The organism is Pradoshia sp. Z5_111, assembly GCF_058267535.1.
The window spans coordinates 729,864-748,121 of the sequence record NZ_JBZCPQ010000001.1 but is presented as its reverse complement, the minus strand read 5'-3'; the positions used below and the strand labels follow the sequence as shown (position 1 = coordinate 748,121).

Sequence of the window (18,258 nt, the reverse complement as noted above, 5' to 3'; positions counted from 1 at the left end):
AGCAGCATTGTTTAAGAAAATATTAATTGCCAATCGAGGGGAAATCGCTTCAAGAATAATCCGTACCTGTAAAAGCCTTAATATTGAAACGGTTGCGGTCTATTCGGAGGCAGATCAAGAGGCACCATTTGTTAAGGAAGCGGATTTTGCTTTTCTTTTGGGTGGTCCAAGAGTAAATGAAAGCTATGTTAATACCGCAAAAATATTAGAGATTGCAAAAGAGCATGATGTGGAGGCTATCCATCCGGGCTACGGATTTTTAAGTGAAAACAGTGAGTTTGCGAGGGAATGCATAAGAGAAAATATTGTTTTCATTGGTCCCTCTCCGGATGTCATTGAACTAATGGGTCAAAAGACAAAGGCAAGGGAGGCCATGGAGAAGTCAGGTGTCCCGGTTGTGCCTGGAATATCATACCCGCTTGCTGATGCGGAGGAGGCAGTTGGGGTAGCTGAGAAAATCGGGTATCCTGTCATGCTGAAAGCCTCTGCTGGCGGTGGCGGGATTGGCATGCAGTCTGTTTCAAATGAAATCGAGCTCACAAAAGCCTATGAAGGCAATCAAAACCGAGCCCAAAGTTTTTTTGGAAATGGGGATATGTTCCTTGAGAAAGTCATTGTGAACCCGAGACATATTGAAATTCAAGTGTTGGCTGACAAGCAAGGTAACGCTGTATACCTTTGGGAACGGGAATGTTCCATTCAGCGCCGTAATCAAAAAGTGGTAGAAGAAGCACCATCTTCATTTGTTGATGAGAGTTTACGGAAAAGAATGGGTGAAACAGCATTAAAGGCCGTACGCGATTTAGGCTACTATAATGCCGGTACCTTTGAGTTTTTAATGGATGAACAAAAGAATTTCTATTTCCTTGAAATGAACACGCGCCTGCAGGTTGAACATCCGGTAACAGAGGAGATTACGGGAATTGATATGGTTGAGGAACAAATTAGGATTGCCTATGGGGAAACTTTACGTTTTACCCAAGATGATATTCGGTTAGAGGGTCATGCAATTGAAGTGAGAGTCTATGCGGAGGATCCCGTTACGTTCTTGCCATCACCCGGGCAAATAACCCATCTGAAATTACCGGATGGTCCCGGTGTACGAAATGAGGTTGCAATCAGTGGTAACTCAAAGGTAACACCATTTTATGATCCGATGATTGCAAAACTAATTGTGTCGGCCCCAAGCAGGGAAGCGGCTATAAGCAATATGACAAAGGCACTTCAAAACTATGAAATTCAGGGGATTAAAACAAATCTACCCATGCTTTTGACGGTCATCGAGCATGAAGCATTTAAGGCGGGAGACACAACAACTGGATTTATTGAAGCAAATCTAAAAAAAATGAAAAACAGATAGGAGAGGTAATAATGGCTGAAGAAATCAAAGCAAGTATGGCAGGAAATGTATGGAAAATACAAGTTAAAGAGGGAGATACCGTTGAAAACGGTCAGGACATGGTCATTTTGGAATCTATGAAAATGGAAATTCCTATAGCCGCTGAAGGAGACGGACTCGTCACAGAGGTTGTCGTAAACGAAGGGGATTTTGTAAATGAGGGCGATGTTTTAATCCGTATTGACTAGAAGGGAGAGAACTTTTTTGGAGATACCTGAATTTGTACAAATAAAAGAAGTTGGCCCCCGCGACGGTTTGCAGAACGAGATGAATATAGCTCCGACTGAACAAAAAATAGAATGGATTGACCTGTTGAGCGAAACGGGTCTTTCTTATATTGAAATCACTTCTTTTGTTGCTCCTAAATGGATTCCGCAGCTAGCTGATGCGCTGGAGGTATCAAGGAAAATCAAGCGCAAGGATACGGTCACTTATGCGGCTCTAGTGCCAAATCGAAAGGGATTGGAAAATGCGCTGTTAGCAGATATCGATGAAGTCTCTATTTTCATGTCAGCGAGTGAAGCACATAATCAAAAAAATATAAATAAATCCATTGCAGAAACCTTTCCAATTCTTCAGGAGGTTGCAGAGGATGCATCAAAGGAAGGAAAAACAACAAGAGCTTATGTATCGACAGTGTTTGGCTGTCCGTACGAGGGCGAGGTTCAGATTGACTCTGTCTTACATATATGCGATAAGCTGTTCGCGATGGGGGTAGATGAAATCTCTCTTGGCGATACAATCGGTATTGCCCATCCAAAACAGGTTGATTTCGTTCTGGATGAAGTAACAAAACGGTTTAATAAGGATCGTATTGCGCTACACTTTCACGACACACGCGGCATGGCGCTGGCTAATATATTAGTAGCTTTAAAGAAAGGATATACGATCTTTGATTCCTCGCTTGGTGGTTTGGGCGGCTGTCCATATGCACCTGGAGCCTCAGGAAATGTAGCCACTGATGACTTAGTTTATATGCTTGAGAGGATGGGGATTCGTACGGGTATTGATGGGAGATTGTTAACTGAAGCTGCAGATTATATTCAAAAACAAATGGGTATCCCTTTGTCGAGCAAACAAATGGCTATCCAGGAGAAAAAGGAAGGGAGAAGGGTCAACTGATGATCAATCAATCCATACGAGAAGACGGGATAGCGATGATTGTATTAGATCAGCCTCAAAAATCCAACGCTTTATCTATTGAGATGTTAAAAGAATTGCAACATACGCTGCGTCTATATAAAGAAAATTCATCTATTCATTGCATCATCATTACTGGCAGCGGTGACAAAGCCTTTTGTGCTGGTGCTGATCTAAAAGAACGGTTGAATATGACTCCAACACAGGTAGGAGAAGCGGTCAGATTAATCAAGGAAACCATTTTCATGATTGACCAAATGCCGCAGCCGACGATTGCATCCATTAATGGGGCAGCATTTGGCGGAGGGCTCGAGCTTGCATTGGCATGTGATATCAGAGTGGCCAGCCATCATGCCAAGATGGGGCTCACAGAAACCTCTCTGGGAATCATTCCAGGCGCAGGCGGAACACAGAGACTGCCGAGATTAATTGGAATCAGCAAAGCAAAGGAGCTTATTTTCACCGCTCGCAGGATAGATGCCATTGAGGCACTGCAAATTGGCCTGGTTAATCAAATCGCCAAACGGGATGAACTGGAGACGATGAGCCTATTAATCGCAAGGAAAATTGCAGCCAATGCACCTATCGCAGTTAAGGAAGCTAAAAAAGCGATAGAAAGAGGTATGGAAACAGATTTAGTACATGGTTTGCAAATTGAAGAAATGAGCTATCAGGTTACGATTCCAACGAAGGATCGTATGGAGGGACTCATGGCATTCAAGGAAAAACGTAAGCCTGTATATACCGGTGAATAAACTCTCATTAGAAAGGTAGATGACGATGAACACAATTCAAAATGACCTTATAGAACGAATAGAAAAAATAAAAGGAGGCGGAGAAGAAAAGTATCATCAAAAAAATAAAGAAGCAGGCAAATTGTTCGTCCGTGAGCGTTTGGAGCTATTGTTTGATGAAGGCGTTTTAGCGGAGGATGGATTGTTTGCGAATCATTCTGCGGAAGGTTTACCGGCTGATGGGGTGGTAACTGGATTAGGGAAAATAAATGGTCAAACGGTTGCTGTTATGGCCAATGATTCAACCATTAAAGCAGGATCCTGGGGAGCACGGACGGTTGAGAAAATCATTCGTATTCAGGAAACTGCTGATAAGCTTCAAATTCCTATGCTGTATTTAGTGGACTCAGCCGGCGCGAGAATAACGGATCAGGTAGAGATGTTCCCTGGACGCCGAGGGGCTGGCAGAATTTTTTATAATCAGGTAAAACTATCTGGGAAAATCCCGCAAATCTGTTTATTATTTGGCCCATCTGCAGCTGGCGGTGCCTATATTCCAGCATTTTGCGATATCGTTGTAATGGTGGAAGGGAATGCTTCCATGTATCTTGGATCTCCTAGGATGGCAGAGATGGTGATTGGTGAGAAGGTCACATTGGAGCAAATGGGCGGAGCGAAAATGCATTGTTCCGTTTCAGGATGCGGAGATGTCCTAGTAAGCAGTGAACAAGAGGCAATCGAATATGCCCGGAAATATCTATCCTACTTCCCGGCCAATTTTGCCGAAAAAACAAAAAGCACCGAAGAAAAACTACCTCAAGTATCAGACAAAACAATCGCAGATCTTATCCCTCAGAATCAAAATGCACCTTTTAATATGTATGATCTCATTAATCAATTAATAGACGAGGATTCCTTTTGTGAAATCAAGAAAATGTTTGCACCTGAATTAATTACTGGCCTTGCCCGAATGGGTGGAAAACCGGTTGGAATTATTGCCAATCAGCCGCGTGTAAAGGGTGGAGTCCTTTTTCATGATTCTGCTGATAAAGCAGCCAAATTCATTAATCTATGTGATGCCTTCAATATTCCCTTGCTCTTTTTGGCCGATATCCCAGGCTTTATGATTGGCACTAAAGTTGAGCAGGCAGGAATTATCAGGCATGGTGCAAAAATGATTGCTGCCATGAGTGAAGCAACCGTTCCAAAAATCTCTGTAATTGTTCGAAAAGCGTATGGAGCTGGCCTTTATGCGATGGCCGGTCCAGCCTTTGAACCAGATTGCTGTCTTGCCTTGCCAACAGCCTCGATTGCAGTGATGGGTCCTGAAGCGGCAGTGAATGCTGTGTATGCCAATAAAATTGCCGCGTTGCCGGAAGAAGAACGCCAAGGCTTCATTATGGAAAAAAGAGAAGAGTACAAGGAAGATATTAATATATATCGCCTCGCCTCTGAAATGATCATTGATGATATTGTTGAACCTAATGATTTAAGGAGTCAATTAATCACTAGATTTAGCTTATATGAAAGTAAATATCAGGTCTTTTCATGCCGAAAACATCCGGTTTACCCGGTTTGAGGAAACGGAGGGTTCTTTCATGAGCCAAGTAGCCTGGATACCCGATCAGAGTATAATTTCTAACCTGCGTCTTCATAAATGGATACAAGAACTGAGCCTTAAAGATTATGACCAATTTTATACTAAATCGATTGAAGATCCCGAATGGTATTGGGGCGAGGTCGAAAAAGAATTGGGGTTCAGCTGGAAAACACCATATAAAAAAGTAATGGATTTATCAAATGGGATTGAATTCCCGGATTGGTATGTCGGTGGAACGTGTAATATTGTGGATTCCTGTATAGAGAAATGGATATATTCTGATCATCATGCAATCGAATATGAAAATGAATTAGGACAAACAAAGAAAATCTCCTTTCCGCAATTATATGAGTGGGTGAGCCGAGTGGCAGGAGGGTTATTGGAACAGGGGATTGTACGTGGAGATAGAATAACCATCTATATGCCTATGATCCCGGAGACAATTGTTGCCATTCTGGCTGCCGCAAAAATTGGTGCGGTTGTCTCGCCTGTATTCTCTGGTTTTGCAGAGGATGCCCTAAAAACACGCGTAAACGCAGCAGGTTCCAAAATGATTATAACGGCAGAGTCCTATACTCGACGTGGTAAAAAGGTCGATATGTTAAAGACAGTTACAAATGTTTTAGATGAAACGGATACTTTGGAGAAGGTAGTTGTAGTTGGAGAGAGTGTGACACATGCTTCATTTGTATCCTGGAGTCATATTGAAGCAACAGAACCAGTGAACGTCTCTGCTGAAATGAAGAGTGATGACCCATTCATGCTCATTTACACCTCAGGGACAACAGGCAAACCAAAAGGAACAGTCCATACTCATACCGGTTTCCCGATAAAATCAGCAATTGATGCAAGAATCTCAATGGACATGGTCAAAGGTGATAAGCTTCTCTGGATAACCGATATGGGCTGGATGATGGGACCATTTCAGTTGTTTGCCAGTTTAATGAACGGAGCTACGATCATGCTTTACGATGGGGTGCCTGACTACCCAACGGCTAATCAGATATGGAAGTTAGTTGAAAAGTGGAAAGTTACGCAATTAGGAATTTCACCTACATTAATTCGTTCTTTAATGGCAAGGGCTGATGACTCGATTGGTTCTCATGATCTTTCATCTCTTAAAGTGTTTGGATCAACGGGTGAGCCTTGGAATCCGGATCCGTGGAATTGGCTGTTTGAAAGGGTTGGGAAAAAGAATATCCCGATTATCAATTATTCAGGAGGCACCGAAATATCCGGTGGCATTTTAGGAAATGTTTTATTGAAGCCTATTGCTCCTGTTACATTTAACTCACCGATGCCAGGCATGGATATTACGGTTTTGAATGCATCCGGAGAATCTGTTAAGAACGAAGTGGGTGAGCTATGTATTCGCGCTCCATGGGTTGGCATGACTAAAGGTTTCTGGAATGAGAAGGAAAGATACTTGGATACATACTGGAGCACCTATAAGAATACCTGGGTTCATGGGGACTGGGTGAGTACAGACGGTGTTTTTTGGGAGATTAAAGGACGGTCCGATGATACATTGAATATAGCGGGAAAAAGAGTAGGCCCGACTGAATATGAATCCATTCTTATTAAGCATGAAGATGTGATTGAAGCGGCTGCTATCGGTATTCCGGATGAGCTTAAAGGAGAATCCTGTGTATGCTTTGCCGTTTTACAAACGAATGTAAAGGGGAGTACAGAGCTCGAAGGGGAGCTCATGAAACTTTTGGGCAATCAGCTTGGAAAAGCACTCAAGCCTTCAGCTATTTACTTTGTTAGCGACCTGCCAAAAACGAGAAACCAGAAAATTATGCGCCGAGTCATCAAATCTACCTTCCTTAATCAAGATGCAGGTGATTTATCCTCCCTAGTCAATCCGGAGATCGTACATGAAATCAATCAGATAAAAATAAAATGATAACCTGTTAGGTGGAAGCAAGTGTGCGAATCACTTGTTGGTAAACAGCATCTAATAGTTGAGCGTTGGCATGGATAATCTCCATGCTTTTTTAATTAGTTTTATAGTTAATATAATTTGATTGCTGTATTCTTGAAAATTTAACTTGATTAAAATAATTTAATAGAATGTATTGGAACAAAAGAAAAAGCAAGGCATACATCATTGCCTCGCTTTACTGTCCTGTTAACGAATACGCTGTTTCCGAATCCATTGAGTTGCAATCCATTTTTCACCTTTCGTGACAGGGGCACCGCCATGTAAGGTCTTTTCGTTCAGAGATTCGTCTTGGTAGAAATATTCAAAGTAAACCGCCATTCCTTTTTGTGGAGCGACTGATAAGTCTAGATGAGGGAAATACGTTTCTCCGCCTTCTTCCACATTGTTTAGGTATAAGACAATTGTACTGATTCGATTGTTTTGAGCTGCTTGACTTGTTGAAGCAAAATAATCAAAATGTGCTTTGTATTCCTGACCAGGAGTATAGCGAAGGATATGGAGATTTTCACTATGTTCAGACGGAATGTCAGTGATTTCAGCTAGTCGTTTTTCAATGTGTAAAACGGTTTCATTTTGGGCATCTTCAATGAAAGCACCTGTACTCGTACGCATGCCGTTTACTTCACGGGTTGCTCCAATGGTTGAGCGTTTCATATCTTGCTTCGCTAACTCTATCAATGTATCGCATTCCTCGTTGCTTAACACGTTTCCCAATACCACAACAAGTGGTTCACCGTGACGAGCTAAGATAGGAATTCGTCTGTTCTCTGTTTCAATGAAATGGCCTGAGTGGGGGAAAATAGGCGTTTCTTTTTGTGGATGAATGGTAGTTGTCATTTTTTTCTTCCTCTCCCATCTTTTCTCTGTTCTATTTGTTATTTTATCATGTATGTTAATAAAGCTGATTAGAATTTATATAATTATTTATGGAAGAGTAGATTTCAAAAAAATAATATATGAGATTTTGAAATGATTCGCAGTTTAGTAGAAAAAGTTATAGAGTGGAATTGTAATGATTTCAAAATAAATTTATTGAATAGAAACTAGTTTATGGTAGTGAACGGAGGGCTTGTATATGTCGCGTATTCAATTTTTGGCATCATCTAAGCCATTTATAATGCCTGAAGAAATAGAGGATTACCCTATTAATGGCATAGATGAATTAGATATGTGTTTCTCAGTGTATGAAGCAGAGAAATGGTGGTGTGATATTGTTAAACCAATATTATCAATGCCATATATATATGAAGTCGGAGCGCTTGGTAATCATTTTTTCGTTTATTTGGAGAAATATATGGATATAGGCGATGTTATCGAGCTTTATGAAATACCTGTTCAACAGTGGTATGAAGAATATATACAGCGTGTCCTTGAAGTTCCAGAGCCAATTATGATCAACGTTGGTAGTTACACCTACCAAAATCAATATGGATTATTTCAGCTTAACCCTAAAAAATGGGTAGAAGAGCTTAGCCATCGAACATTATTAACTGAACGTGGTGTAACCACAATTGTAAAATATTGATAACTCTCTACATTTAGGAGTTTCCACAAACGGACTTCCCCCAGTAACATAAGTAAACACGTGTAAAAGGGCTTTGGTTTTTAATATTTAACAGAGCTATTATTAAAATTTTATTGAGGTAGCAGAAGATAAGAATATTAAAAGTTAAGTATAGCAATTGAGTTTTATGCGAATTAATTGGTTGAAATATAGGAGTATGCTGAGAATTTTAATAGTCTAAGAAAGTCCATAGTATTGGAGATACGTGTATGCTAAAAAGAAAATATGGTGGTCGTTTTGACTGGAACCGCATTTTAAAAAGAGAATATTCCCAAACATATCTTGAAACAAGAGAGTTCAAAGGATATATAACGTTGCTGCATGCAGTACAGGTAGTTAAGCCTTTAAATATAAAAATGGTGAGAAAAATCTTTGCATCATAGATAATGGATATATGTGGCTTCAGCAGTTTCCTTCAGATAAGAACCATTCAGTAACTACAATGTTTAATCAAAGAGGAGATATCGTCCAATGGTATATAGATATATGTCTTTGTAATGGAATAAATAATGGTAGACCATGGATGGATGATTTATTTCTGGATATCATTCTTTTACCCTCTGGTGAGATGCTTGAGAAAGACACTGATGAATTGGAGGATGCTTTATTCAAGGGAATCATTGATAAACAACTTTATGATTTAGCTTGGAATGAAGCAAAGACCCTTAAACGTTTAATAAGCTGTGGAGAATTGGATTTGTTAAAACTATCTGCTCAGCATAAAGATCTATTAATAGATTTCCTACAATAAATATGGCTGTTTTCACATAAATTCTTGCTCTTGGATAAAAGGGATAGGTGTCCATTTTTGTATCAACTTTAAATGAAGAGTAAAGAGAAACCCCATACGATGAATGTTTCTCTTCATCTCAATTAAATTAATCAATAGCGATTAGTTCTATATTTCCGTTTGTCTCTGCTTTATTATTAAATCGCTTAGAATTTCTAACTTCTTGTTTTAAAGCCTGCTTCCTCCGGTGGCATCAATAAAGTGCCCTGTGATCCATCGTGCTTCCTCGGATGCTAAAAACATAACTACATCAGCAACATCTTCAGTTGTACCCACTCTATTGAACGCAGATAATGCAGCTGCTTGTGCAAGGCCTTCTGGGGTAGATCGCATTTCCTTGTTCATATCAGTAGCCGTAATTCCAGGCCTTACTGCATTAATTGTAACGCCTTTTGATGCAAAATGTGGGGCTAAGGCCAAAGTCAGTGTCTCAAGGGCGCCCTTGGAAGCCGCATAAATGGCTTGCATTGGAGCGGCAACACGAGTAAAGCCAGTAGAAGTGTTAATGATCCGTCCGCCGTTCGGTATATACGGGCTGGCAGCTTGAGAAAGGAAGAAAGGAGCTTTAAGGTTAACGTTCATGACATCCTCATACATTTCGATGGATGTTTCTTCAAAAGAAACTGGAGGTCCAATCCCTACGTTATTGATTAAGATGTCCAGCCGTATAGTTCCGATTTCCGAGCGAACAGTCTTTTCAAATGCAGTCCAAAGCTTATTTACACCGGAAATGCCGGTGGTTAAATCTGCTTAATATCATCAACAACTTTTGAAGCAGCGTCTTTATTGCTGGCGTAATGAACGCCTATAAATTCCGCTCCGCCAGCAGCTAATTTTCTGGCTATTTCAGCCCCTATTCCGCGACTTGCTCCTGTAACCAAGGCAACTTTCCCGTTGAATTTCCCTTTATTCGTCGGCATATCATCTACCCCTTTTATAATAATTTTAATGCATAATTAATAGTATTGGATTATGATTATTCTGAATAGTACGATATTTTTGTGTCGTTACGATTAAATGGTGTACTAATAAGGGAGTACAACAATTCAGACACAGGTTTATTTTTGCATTAATTGATAGGGGTTATATGAACTTAGAGTAAAGGAAGAGGTGGATTTCATGATTGAATTAAATAGTGCCGATTTAACTTGCCCGTTCACTACTGCTCAGAAAGTATTGTCGGGTAAATGGTCTCTGATGATTATTTTTCATCTAAATGACGGACCAGTACGATTCAATGAACTGTTACGGAGATTTGATGGCTTAACGCACTCATCATTGACTAAACAATTAAGGCAGCTGGAAAACTTTCAACTTATTCACCGTGAGGTTTATAATCAAGTTCCGCCAAAAGTGGAATATTCTTTAACTGACCTAGGAATAAAGCTCAATCCTACGCTTAGTATGCTGACGGAATGGGGAAACGAGTATATACAGAATTGTAATGGAGTTACAAAATAATTAACGGGGCATTCGTTGAATAGCAAGTAGAGCAAATTCCTATCTGAAGATGGCTGTACACCTCAAATTAATATTAAACAATAGTAACAATCCTTATGAAAACAGCTATAAATATAGACTAATTAAGAAAAATCCTTAACAATCACTCATTCAATATCAAATTTAGCTGAGATTGTTTATGTGGAAATTAAAGTAAGGAAGCTGATAATTCTACATAAACTGTTTTAATTCAAGTACAAGAACCTTAATATGAAAGAATAAATCAAAACTCCTCAATGAATGGGGAGTTTATTTTGTTTAATTAACTTTTTCTGGATAAACAAAAAATGAGCCATCAAGCCAAACAAAATGGAACAACTATGATTGATCCGGTGATATTATATGTATGATTTGTATAAAGTAATGAACCAAGTGGATTTAATACAAAAATTAAGAATAAATAAGAGGTATCACATAATAATATTATGTAAACAACCGTATAAAATTTATAGATATGCGGGTAATCGTATATATTAGGCTTATAAGAGAATTTTTATGGCAGTTGAAGGAGAACGGAATAATGGACATATTGAATAAAGGGTATAAAGAAGCAGTTGAAAAAGCAAAAAATGATATTCTGAATGATATATCATTATATATGGAAGAAAGCGAAGCAAAGCCTGCTATACATGATTATTTGGAAAGCAGAGAACGTTATTTGAATCAGATTTGGAATTTAGCATGGAAGAGTCGAACGCTTCAGCGGATGAATAGAACTGAAAAAATTAAATTTTTGGGGCTGCGTGGTATAGAAACAGAAGGAGCCTCCAAGAAAGCAATTAATAAAATGGTTGAACAAGAACTTAGTGGACTAAAATCCTTTGATATGAAAAGTTGGATCCAAGATTACTTTGGAGAAACAGAAGAACGATGGAATGAATTATTTGAAACAGTAAAGCTAAAAAAATTGAAAGGGAATTATGAGAATACCGTTATCAAAGATGAGGCCTTAAGTATTTTGAGCAGTAACAAGCTTTATTTTTATTTAAAGCTCAGATATAAAGTGGCAAATCAATTACAAAAGGATATAGCAAATGTGAAGGGTTTCAATCAAGCCCAATTTGAAACGCTCAACGACCTCTTATATTGGGGATATGATGTATACCAGGATGATTCTGCTTTTGACGAATATATTTATCAAAATCTGATCGATACCTTTGTATACGAAACCATATACCCATTTATAGTATCAGAATTGCCGAATCAGATCATAAACCAATATGAGAATTTGTTTAAAGGGTCGATTAATCATAAGCTGATCAGGCAATTGATCGGCGGAAATATTAGTGAATTTCAATGGGAATATGAAAGTGAAATAGAGCAGGAATTGATTGAGGACCTTATAGATGTTCGAACCCACCCGGATGATTTTGATATACAAATGCCCTTATATCATACTCAGCACAAAGAGAGAATTGAAAAAAGAGAACAGAAATTAGAAGAGATGAGAAAACAGGAAGAAATAAAACAAAAGAAACTGGATGACATCTTTGGTGTGGAATACAAGACGACCGTTTATAGCAACACTAAATATATTCTGCATATTGGAGAAACAAATACCGGTAAAACTTATCAGGCACTAAATAGATTAAGGCAAGCTGCGTCGGGTATATATCTGGCACCTCTAAGGTTATTGGCACTTGAAGTATATGAAACGCTTAGAAACAACGGAATTGCCTGTGCGTTAAAGACAGGTGAAGAAGAAAAGGATATTGCAAATGCCACGCATTATTCCTGCACAATTGAAATGTTTACTGAGAAAGATGAATTCGATGTCATGGTTATAGACGAAGCGCAAATGATAGCAGATAAAGATCGAGGATTTTCCTGGTTTAGAGCTATTAATAAAGCACGAGCTCGCGAGGTTCACATCATAGGCAGTCACAACTCGAAAAGGATGATTTTAAATCTGCTTCAGGGAAATGATATTGAAATTCATGAATACAAACGGGATATACCGCTTATTGTAGAGAAAAAACCTTTTAAGATTGAACATGCCAAGGCAGGGGATGCTTTGATTGTATTTTCTCGAAATAAAGTGCTTCAAACCGCTTCAAAGCTGGAGAGAAACGGCCATAAAGTAAGTGTAATCTATGGAAGTATGCCTCCTGAGACAAGAGCTAAACAAATTCAGAGGTTCATTAACAGGGAGACGCGAGTGATTGTATCTACAGATGCTATCGGGATGGGGCTCAATCTACCGATTAGGCGGGTCGTTTTTCTCGAAAATGATAAATTTGATGGCACGAGAAGGCGTTTATTGACCTCTCAGGAAGTAAAGCAGTTAGCAGGACGTGCCGGCCGTAAAGGTATATATAATGAAGGAAGAGTGGCATTTACTGATCAAATTGGTTTAATGAAACGATTGTTGAATGGTGAAGACCGACCAATCAGTACATTTACAATAGCTCCTACACAGGGTGTATTTGAACGCTTTAAACGTTATCATTCCAGCTTTGATCAATTCTTTGAATTATGGGATGAATTTAAAAATCCTGCCGGGACAACAAAAGCGCCGCTTACTCAGGAAAAAGCTTTATATCATTTAATTCGCCATGAACAAATAGAAGGACGAATGTCGATAACTGATTTATACGGTTTTCTGCATTTACCTTTTTCAGCGAATGAGGAGAGCCTCGTTAATCAATGGCTCTATAATATGAAAGCCATTGTGGATAGAAGAGAATTGAGAGAGCCTTTAATAAAGAAAGATTCCTTGGATGAACTTGAATTATCTTATAAATCAGTAGGATTGCATTTATTGTTTTTGTATAAATTAGATCGAAGAAGTGAAACGGTCTATTGGGAGCGAGTAAGAGAAGAAATCAGTTCAGACGCACATAATCAGTTAAGAAAAGGGGTTAAAAAATATCAAACAAAGTGTCGATCATGCAATAAGCCGTTAAGCTGGAATTATCCATTTGCTATTTGCCAATCGTGTTATGAAGAGAGTAAACGATCAAGATACTATTACAAAGGATGGGATATATAGGACATTTAAGCTTGCTATCATAATGGTTGCAAGCTTTTTGTATTACATAATTATATTATGTAAACTACGAGATAAATAAAAGCATTAATCTATTTATAAAGTGGAATATGCCAATCCTTAAATGCATAAGTTTAATAGAGAAAATAGAGATAATAGATTTTAAACACATAAGTAGAACCGGCTGAAAGCCGGTCCCAACGTTCTTATTGAATGTTTCTGTATAACCCGATCACTTTGCCCAAGATACTGACATTTTGTAGAATGATAGGCTCGAGCATAGAATTTTCCGGCTGCAGACGGAAATGAGTATCTTCTTTAAAGAAACGTTTTACGGTAGCTTCATCATCTTCAGTCATGGCTACGACAATTTCGCCATTGTTTGCTGTATGCTGCTGGCGAACAATTACATAGTCACCGTTAAGTATTCCAGCTTCAATCATACTGTCACCCATAATTTCAAGCATAAACACATTTTCATCGGCAGGAGCCATATGCTCAGGTAGAGGGAAGTATTCTTCTATATTTTCGATAGCTGTAATAGGCTGCCCAGCAGTTACTTTCCCGATTAATGGTACATTAACTGAATTTGTTTTTGGAATATGGTCATGTGGATCCATATCCAGGATTTCAATAGCACGTGGTTTAGTAGGATCTCGTCTAATAAGCCCTTTGCTTTCCAATCGCGCTAAGTGACCATGAACCGTGGAACTTGAAGCCAGTCCGACTGCTTCTCCGATTTCTCGAACGGAAGGTGGATAGCCCTTCGTTTTAACTTCTTCTTTAATATATAGCAAAATATCCTGTTGCCGTTTGGATAATTTAGTAGTCATCTCCCGCACCTCTTTTAGCTTTTCTTGTTTTTAGTATATCATTTCCTGTTTAACAGTACAAACATAAGTTCGTTTTTTGTGTTGACACAAAACGTTTGTTCGGTTTATACTTAGTTTATATTAAACGAACATACATTCGATGGGGGTTTTATTAATGAAAAAATTATGGACTTCTTATAATTATTCCATCTTGTTTTTTATAGGTCTTTTCTTATTAATAACTACAATGATAGTAACAAATATTGAAGCACCGAAAGATGATTATCAACAAATCACGATTAAAAAAGGAGATACAGTTTGGGATATGGCTGAACGTTTTGATGGCAGCGAAATGACACAGACTGAATTTGTCTCTTGGGTTCAGGAACATAATGACTTGCACATTAATCATTTAAAGGAAGGGCAAACGATTGTGATTCCTGTAAAGAAAATGAATGAAAATACAGAAATGCTACACTTAGCAGATTCTGATAAATAACTATATAATCAGTAAGGTCGGGAATTTTTCCCGGCCTTATCTATATGTAAAGAAGAATGGTGAGAGAAAATGAAGGTTGGAATTTATTGCAGAGTCAGCACAGATAAAAGTTCTCAGGAAACATCACTGGAAAGGCAGGAGCAGGAGTTAACAAGACTGGCTGCCATAAAGGGGTTCGAGGTTGTCATAATCGAAAAAGAACAAGCCAGTGGATATGACTTAGAACGAGAAGGCATTCTAATCTTGCTGGAAAAAATGAAAAATAGAGAAATCGAGGGGCTCTTGATTCAGGATGAAACAAGACTTGGCAGAGGAAATGCCAAGATTGCTCTATTACATTGCATCTATAAAGAAGGGGTAAAATTATATACGGTTACTCATAATGGTGAGCTTGAGGTTTCTGAAACAGATGCCATGCTTTTGCAAATCATCAGTATAGTAGAGGAATATCAGCGGAAATTACAAAACAGTAAAATTAGAAGAGGGATGAAACGAGCAATTGAAAATGGATATAAACCACAAAGAAATTTGGCAAATCAACATCTTGGAGGCGGAAGAGAAAGGTCAGAGGTACCATTACAGGAGGTCATTGAGCTGCGTATTAAAGGATTAACATTTGCTGAAATTACGGAGAATTTAAACAGAAAAGGCTATGATCTCTCAAAGGCTACCATTCACCGGAGATATTCAGAATATATGAAAAAGAATCCTAATTAATAGTTCATTCTTGAAAATTACGCAATTTTTCTATACGATGACAATATCTACTTATATTTTAAATAGAAGGAGCAATACTATGCTGCCAATGCATAAAATTAAAAGAATTAATGAATTATCTAAGAAATCAAAAACAGTAGGCCTTACAAAAGAAGAAGCCACTGAACAATCTCTCCTAAGGAAAGAGTATTTGGAAACCTTCCGTACCTCAATGCGAAATACGGTTGAAGGTCTGACAATCATCGATCCCGAAGGTAAGGATGTTACACCTGAAAAAATAAAAAAACTACGTAATAAAAAATTACATTAAGGGTATAGCATAATAGGTTAGACTCCAAAAAATATCTTAAGGAGTGACGATTTTGTAGCATTTACCAACAAAGTCTTGTCAACCTGTTTATACTTCATTAATATAAATTAGAAGGTTAATCTGAAAGGATGTAGGCAATGTTCACAGAAAAAGATAATTTATCTATCACAGCTATTCGTACACTTTCAATCGATGCAATTGAAAAAGCTAACTCAGGTCATCCTGGTATGCCTATGGGAGCAGCTCCTATGGCATATACACTTTGGACCAAATTTATGAACCATAATCCAAAAAATCCGGATTGGTTTAACCGTGATCGTTTTGTATTATCAGCAGGACATGGTTCCATGCTTTTATACAGCTTGTTGCACTTATCAGGTTATGGCCTTGAGATGGAAGAGATTAAGAACTTCAGACAATGGGGCAGTAAAACACCTGGACATCCTGAATATGGTCATACAAAAGGCGTAGAAGCTACAACCGGACCACTTGGCCAAGGTATTGCGATGGCAGTAGGTATGGCAATGGCGGAACGTCATTTGGCGGCAGTTTACAATAAAGACAACTTTGATGTTGTAGATCATTTTACATACAGCATTTGCGGAGATGGAGATTTAATGGAAGGGGTATCAGCTGAAGCTGCTTCTCTTGCTGCCCATTTAAAATTGGGACGTTTAGTAGTCCTATATGATTCCAATGATATCTCTCTTGACGGCGAATTAAACATGAGCTTCTCTGAAAGTGTTGCTGAGCGTTTTAAAGCTTACGGATGGCAATACATTCGCGTAGAAGACGGTAATGATTTGAATGAAATTGCTAAAGCGCTTGAAGAGGCTAAAACAGATCTTGACCGTCCAACTATGATTGAAGTAAAAACAGTTATCGGATACGGTGCTCCAAATAAATCCGGTAAATCAGCTGTACATGGTGCTCCGCTTGGCGAAGACGAAATGAAATTGACTAAAGAATATTACAAATGGACATTCGAAGAAGATTTTTATGTACCACAGGAAGTTTATGACACATTCGAAGAAACTGTTGTAAAAGCTGGTGCTAAAAAAGAAGAAGAATGGAACCAATTATTTGAAAGCTATAAAAACGAATACCCTGAACTTGCTGCTCAACTAGAAACAGCAATCAAAGGCGAATTACCTGAAGGCTGGGATAAGGATATTCCTGTTTATGAAGCAGGAAAAGCCGTTGCTACACGTAATTCAGGTGGGGAAGTATTAAATGCAATCGCAAAAAATCTTCCATCTTTATTTGGTGGATCCGCTGACTTAGCTGGATCAAACAAAACGATGCTGAAGGGCGAAAAAGATTTCTTGCCAGGCTCCTATGATGGCCGTAACATTTGGTTTGGAGTACGTGAATTTGGTATGGGTGCTGCATTAAACGGTATGGCACTTCACGGTGGTGTGCATGTGTATGGAGGAACATTCTTTGTATTCTCTGATTACCTGCGTCCAGCTATTCGTTTAGCAGCGTTAATGAATCTTCCTGTCACATATGTATTTACGCATGACAGTATTGCTGTTGGAGAAGACGGTCCAACTCATGAACCAATTGAGCACTTGGCTGCATTGCGTGCTATGCCTAATGTTTCACTTATCCGTCCGGCTGACAGCAATGAAGTGGCAGCTGCATGGAAAGCGGCATTAACAAGCAAGTCTGCACCAACTGCATTAGTATTATCCCGCCAAAACTTAACTACGTTGCCGCTATCAGCTGAATTAGCTGAAGAAGGCGTTGCTAAAGGTGGATATGTGGTTTCACCTTCCAATAAGGATACTGCCGATGCTATATTGTTAGCATCTGGATCTGAAGTAGGATTGGCTGTTCAAGCACAGGCTATTTTAGCGAATGACGGCATTGATGTATCGGTTGTAAGCATGCCATCGTTTGATCGCTTTGAAGCTCAATCTGCTGAATATAAAGAATCTGTTATCCCTTCAACTGTTAAGAAACGCTTAGCAATTGAATTAGGTACATCTTTTGGATGGGACCGTTATACAGGTGATGAAGGACAAATATTAGCAATGGATCGCTTTGGAGCTTCCGGCCCTGGTGAATTGTTAATGGAAAAATTCGGATTCACTCCATCTAATGTGGTTTCTTTAGTAAAAGAAATGCTACAAAAATAAAATATATTTATTAAAAATCACCAGGGGGTTTTTCTCTGGTGATTTTTTTTATGAATATATTTACAAACAATTCCAAATGATGTATGTTTGATATGTACCTAATATTTCTAGG

At 38.7% G+C, this 18,258-nt stretch carries 20 protein-coding genes; 16 read left to right on the top strand and 4 right to left on the bottom strand.

All coding sequences use genetic code 11. The features are described 5' to 3' along the window. Window positions 1–7 precede the first annotated feature (7 nt). From AC4D4A_RS03655 to AC4D4A_RS03630, 6 genes are read left to right on the top strand one after another with little or no spacing between them, the layout of a single operon-like run. Window positions 8–1,360 (top strand): acetyl-CoA carboxylase biotin carboxylase subunit, encoded by a 1,353-nt coding sequence (locus AC4D4A_RS03655; protein ID WP_490994630.1) that lies wholly within the window; start codon window positions 8–10, stop codon window positions 1,358–1,360. A gap of 11 nt (window positions 1,361–1,371) precedes the next feature. Next, on the top strand, window positions 1,372–1,587 hold the full coding sequence (locus AC4D4A_RS03650; RefSeq protein WP_066104050.1) for an acetyl-CoA carboxylase biotin carboxyl carrier protein subunit: 216 nt from the start codon (window positions 1,372–1,374) through the stop codon (window positions 1,585–1,587). A 16-nt stretch (window positions 1,588–1,603) separates the two neighbouring features. Continuing rightward, window positions 1,604–2,521 (top strand): hydroxymethylglutaryl-CoA lyase, encoded by a 918-nt coding sequence (locus AC4D4A_RS03645; protein ID WP_490994629.1) that lies wholly within the window; start codon window positions 1,604–1,606, stop codon window positions 2,519–2,521. After that, the gene (locus AC4D4A_RS03640; protein ID WP_490994628.1) at window positions 2,521–3,294 is read left to right on the top strand and encodes an enoyl-CoA hydratase; all 774 of its coding nucleotides are present in this window, start codon (window positions 2,521–2,523) and stop codon (window positions 3,292–3,294) included. The genes AC4D4A_RS03645 and AC4D4A_RS03640 overlap by 1 nt, the downstream gene beginning before the upstream one ends. Before the next feature lie 25 nt (window positions 3,295–3,319). Continuing rightward, on the top strand, window positions 3,320–4,852 hold the full coding sequence (locus tag AC4D4A_RS03635; RefSeq protein ID WP_490994627.1) for an acyl-CoA carboxylase subunit beta: 1,533 nt from the start codon (window positions 3,320–3,322) through the stop codon (window positions 4,850–4,852). 19 nt (window positions 4,853–4,871) lie between these two features. Next, a complete protein-coding gene (locus AC4D4A_RS03630; RefSeq protein ID WP_490994626.1) occupies window positions 4,872–6,782 on the top strand; it encodes an AMP-binding protein in 1,911 nt (636 codons plus the stop codon). A gap of 225 nt (window positions 6,783–7,007) precedes the next feature. Here the strand turns inward: AC4D4A_RS03630 and AC4D4A_RS03625 are convergent, their stop codons facing one another. After that, window positions 7,008–7,658, bottom strand: coding sequence for a 2OG-Fe(II) oxygenase (locus AC4D4A_RS03625; RefSeq protein ID WP_490994625.1), 651 nt, complete (start codon window positions 7,656–7,658; stop codon window positions 7,008–7,010). 238 nt (window positions 7,659–7,896) lie between these two features. On the opposite strand from AC4D4A_RS03625, the gene AC4D4A_RS03620 reads away from it, so the two are divergent. The 3 genes from AC4D4A_RS03620 to AC4D4A_RS03610 all read left to right on the top strand — a co-directional run bounded on the left by AC4D4A_RS03620 (window position 7,897) and on the right by AC4D4A_RS03610 (window position 9,136). Further along, entirely contained in the window at window positions 7,897–8,346 is a 450-nt protein-coding gene (locus tag AC4D4A_RS03620) for a hypothetical protein (RefSeq protein ID WP_490994624.1), read from the top strand. A gap of 248 nt (window positions 8,347–8,594) precedes the next feature. Then, window positions 8,595–8,768, top strand: coding sequence for a hypothetical protein (locus AC4D4A_RS03615; protein WP_490994623.1), 174 nt, complete (start codon window positions 8,595–8,597; stop codon window positions 8,766–8,768). 11 nt (window positions 8,769–8,779) lie between these two features. Beyond that, entirely contained in the window at window positions 8,780–9,136 is a 357-nt protein-coding gene (locus AC4D4A_RS03610) for a ribonuclease FAU-1 family protein (RefSeq protein ID WP_490994622.1), read from the top strand. A 207-nt stretch (window positions 9,137–9,343) separates the two neighbouring features. On the opposite strand, the gene AC4D4A_RS03605 is transcribed toward AC4D4A_RS03610, so the two are convergent. Beyond that, on the bottom strand, window positions 9,344–9,811 hold the full coding sequence (locus AC4D4A_RS03605) for an SDR family NAD(P)-dependent oxidoreductase (protein WP_490994763.1): 468 nt from the start codon (window positions 9,809–9,811) through the stop codon (window positions 9,344–9,346). On the opposite strand from AC4D4A_RS03605, the gene AC4D4A_RS03600 reads away from it, so the two are divergent. Next, complete coding sequence (locus tag AC4D4A_RS03600; protein ID WP_490994621.1) at window positions 9,756–9,929, top strand: hypothetical protein; 174 nt, start codon at window positions 9,756–9,758, stop codon at window positions 9,927–9,929. The two genes, AC4D4A_RS03605 and AC4D4A_RS03600, sit on opposite strands and share 56 nt — an antisense overlap. Here the strand turns inward: AC4D4A_RS03600 and AC4D4A_RS03595 are convergent. Next, the gene (locus AC4D4A_RS03595; RefSeq protein WP_490994620.1) at window positions 9,916–10,095 is read right to left on the bottom strand and encodes an SDR family NAD(P)-dependent oxidoreductase; all 180 of its coding nucleotides are present in this window, start codon (window positions 10,093–10,095) and stop codon (window positions 9,916–9,918) included. The genes AC4D4A_RS03600 and AC4D4A_RS03595 overlap by 14 nt on opposite strands. A 199-nt stretch (window positions 10,096–10,294) precedes the next feature. Between AC4D4A_RS03595 and AC4D4A_RS03590 the strand changes: the two genes are divergently transcribed. Both AC4D4A_RS03590 and AC4D4A_RS03585 read left to right on the top strand, forming a co-directional pair. Then, window positions 10,295–10,636 carry a winged helix-turn-helix transcriptional regulator gene (locus AC4D4A_RS03590; protein WP_490994619.1) on the top strand — a complete coding sequence of 114 codons (342 nt, stop codon included), beginning with the start codon at window positions 10,295–10,297 and terminating at the stop codon, window positions 10,634–10,636. Window positions 10,637–11,195: 559 nt separating this feature from the next. Next, window positions 11,196–13,667 carry a helicase-related protein gene (locus tag AC4D4A_RS03585; protein ID WP_490994618.1) on the top strand — a complete coding sequence of 824 codons (2,472 nt, stop codon included), beginning with the start codon at window positions 11,196–11,198 and terminating at the stop codon, window positions 13,665–13,667. Window positions 13,668–13,870: 203 nt separating this feature from the next. On the opposite strand, the gene lexA is transcribed toward AC4D4A_RS03585, so the two are convergent. Continuing rightward, window positions 13,871–14,497 (bottom strand): transcriptional repressor LexA, encoded by a 627-nt coding sequence (lexA, locus tag AC4D4A_RS03580; protein WP_066104026.1) that lies wholly within the window; start codon window positions 14,495–14,497, stop codon window positions 13,871–13,873. A 154-nt stretch (window positions 14,498–14,651) separates the two neighbouring features. Here lexA and yneA point away from each other — a divergent pair, with 154 nt between their 5' ends. The 4 genes from yneA to tkt all read left to right on the top strand — a co-directional run bounded on the left by yneA (window position 14,652) and on the right by tkt (window position 18,146). Then, window positions 14,652–14,975 (top strand): cell division suppressor protein YneA, encoded by a 324-nt coding sequence (gene yneA, locus AC4D4A_RS03575; RefSeq protein ID WP_490994617.1) that lies wholly within the window; start codon window positions 14,652–14,654, stop codon window positions 14,973–14,975. A gap of 69 nt (window positions 14,976–15,044) precedes the next feature. Beyond that, window positions 15,045–15,692 (top strand): YneB family resolvase-like protein, encoded by a 648-nt coding sequence (locus tag AC4D4A_RS03570; RefSeq protein WP_490994616.1) that lies wholly within the window; start codon window positions 15,045–15,047, stop codon window positions 15,690–15,692. 79 nt (window positions 15,693–15,771) lie between these two features. Beyond that, entirely contained in the window at window positions 15,772–16,002 is a 231-nt protein-coding gene (locus tag AC4D4A_RS03565; protein WP_139891586.1) for a DUF896 domain-containing protein, read from the top strand. Window positions 16,003–16,139: 137 nt separating this feature from the next. Further along, on the top strand, window positions 16,140–18,146 hold the full coding sequence (tkt, locus tag AC4D4A_RS03560) for a transketolase (protein WP_490994615.1): 2,007 nt from the start codon (window positions 16,140–16,142) through the stop codon (window positions 18,144–18,146). Window positions 18,147–18,258: the final 112 nt, after the last annotated feature.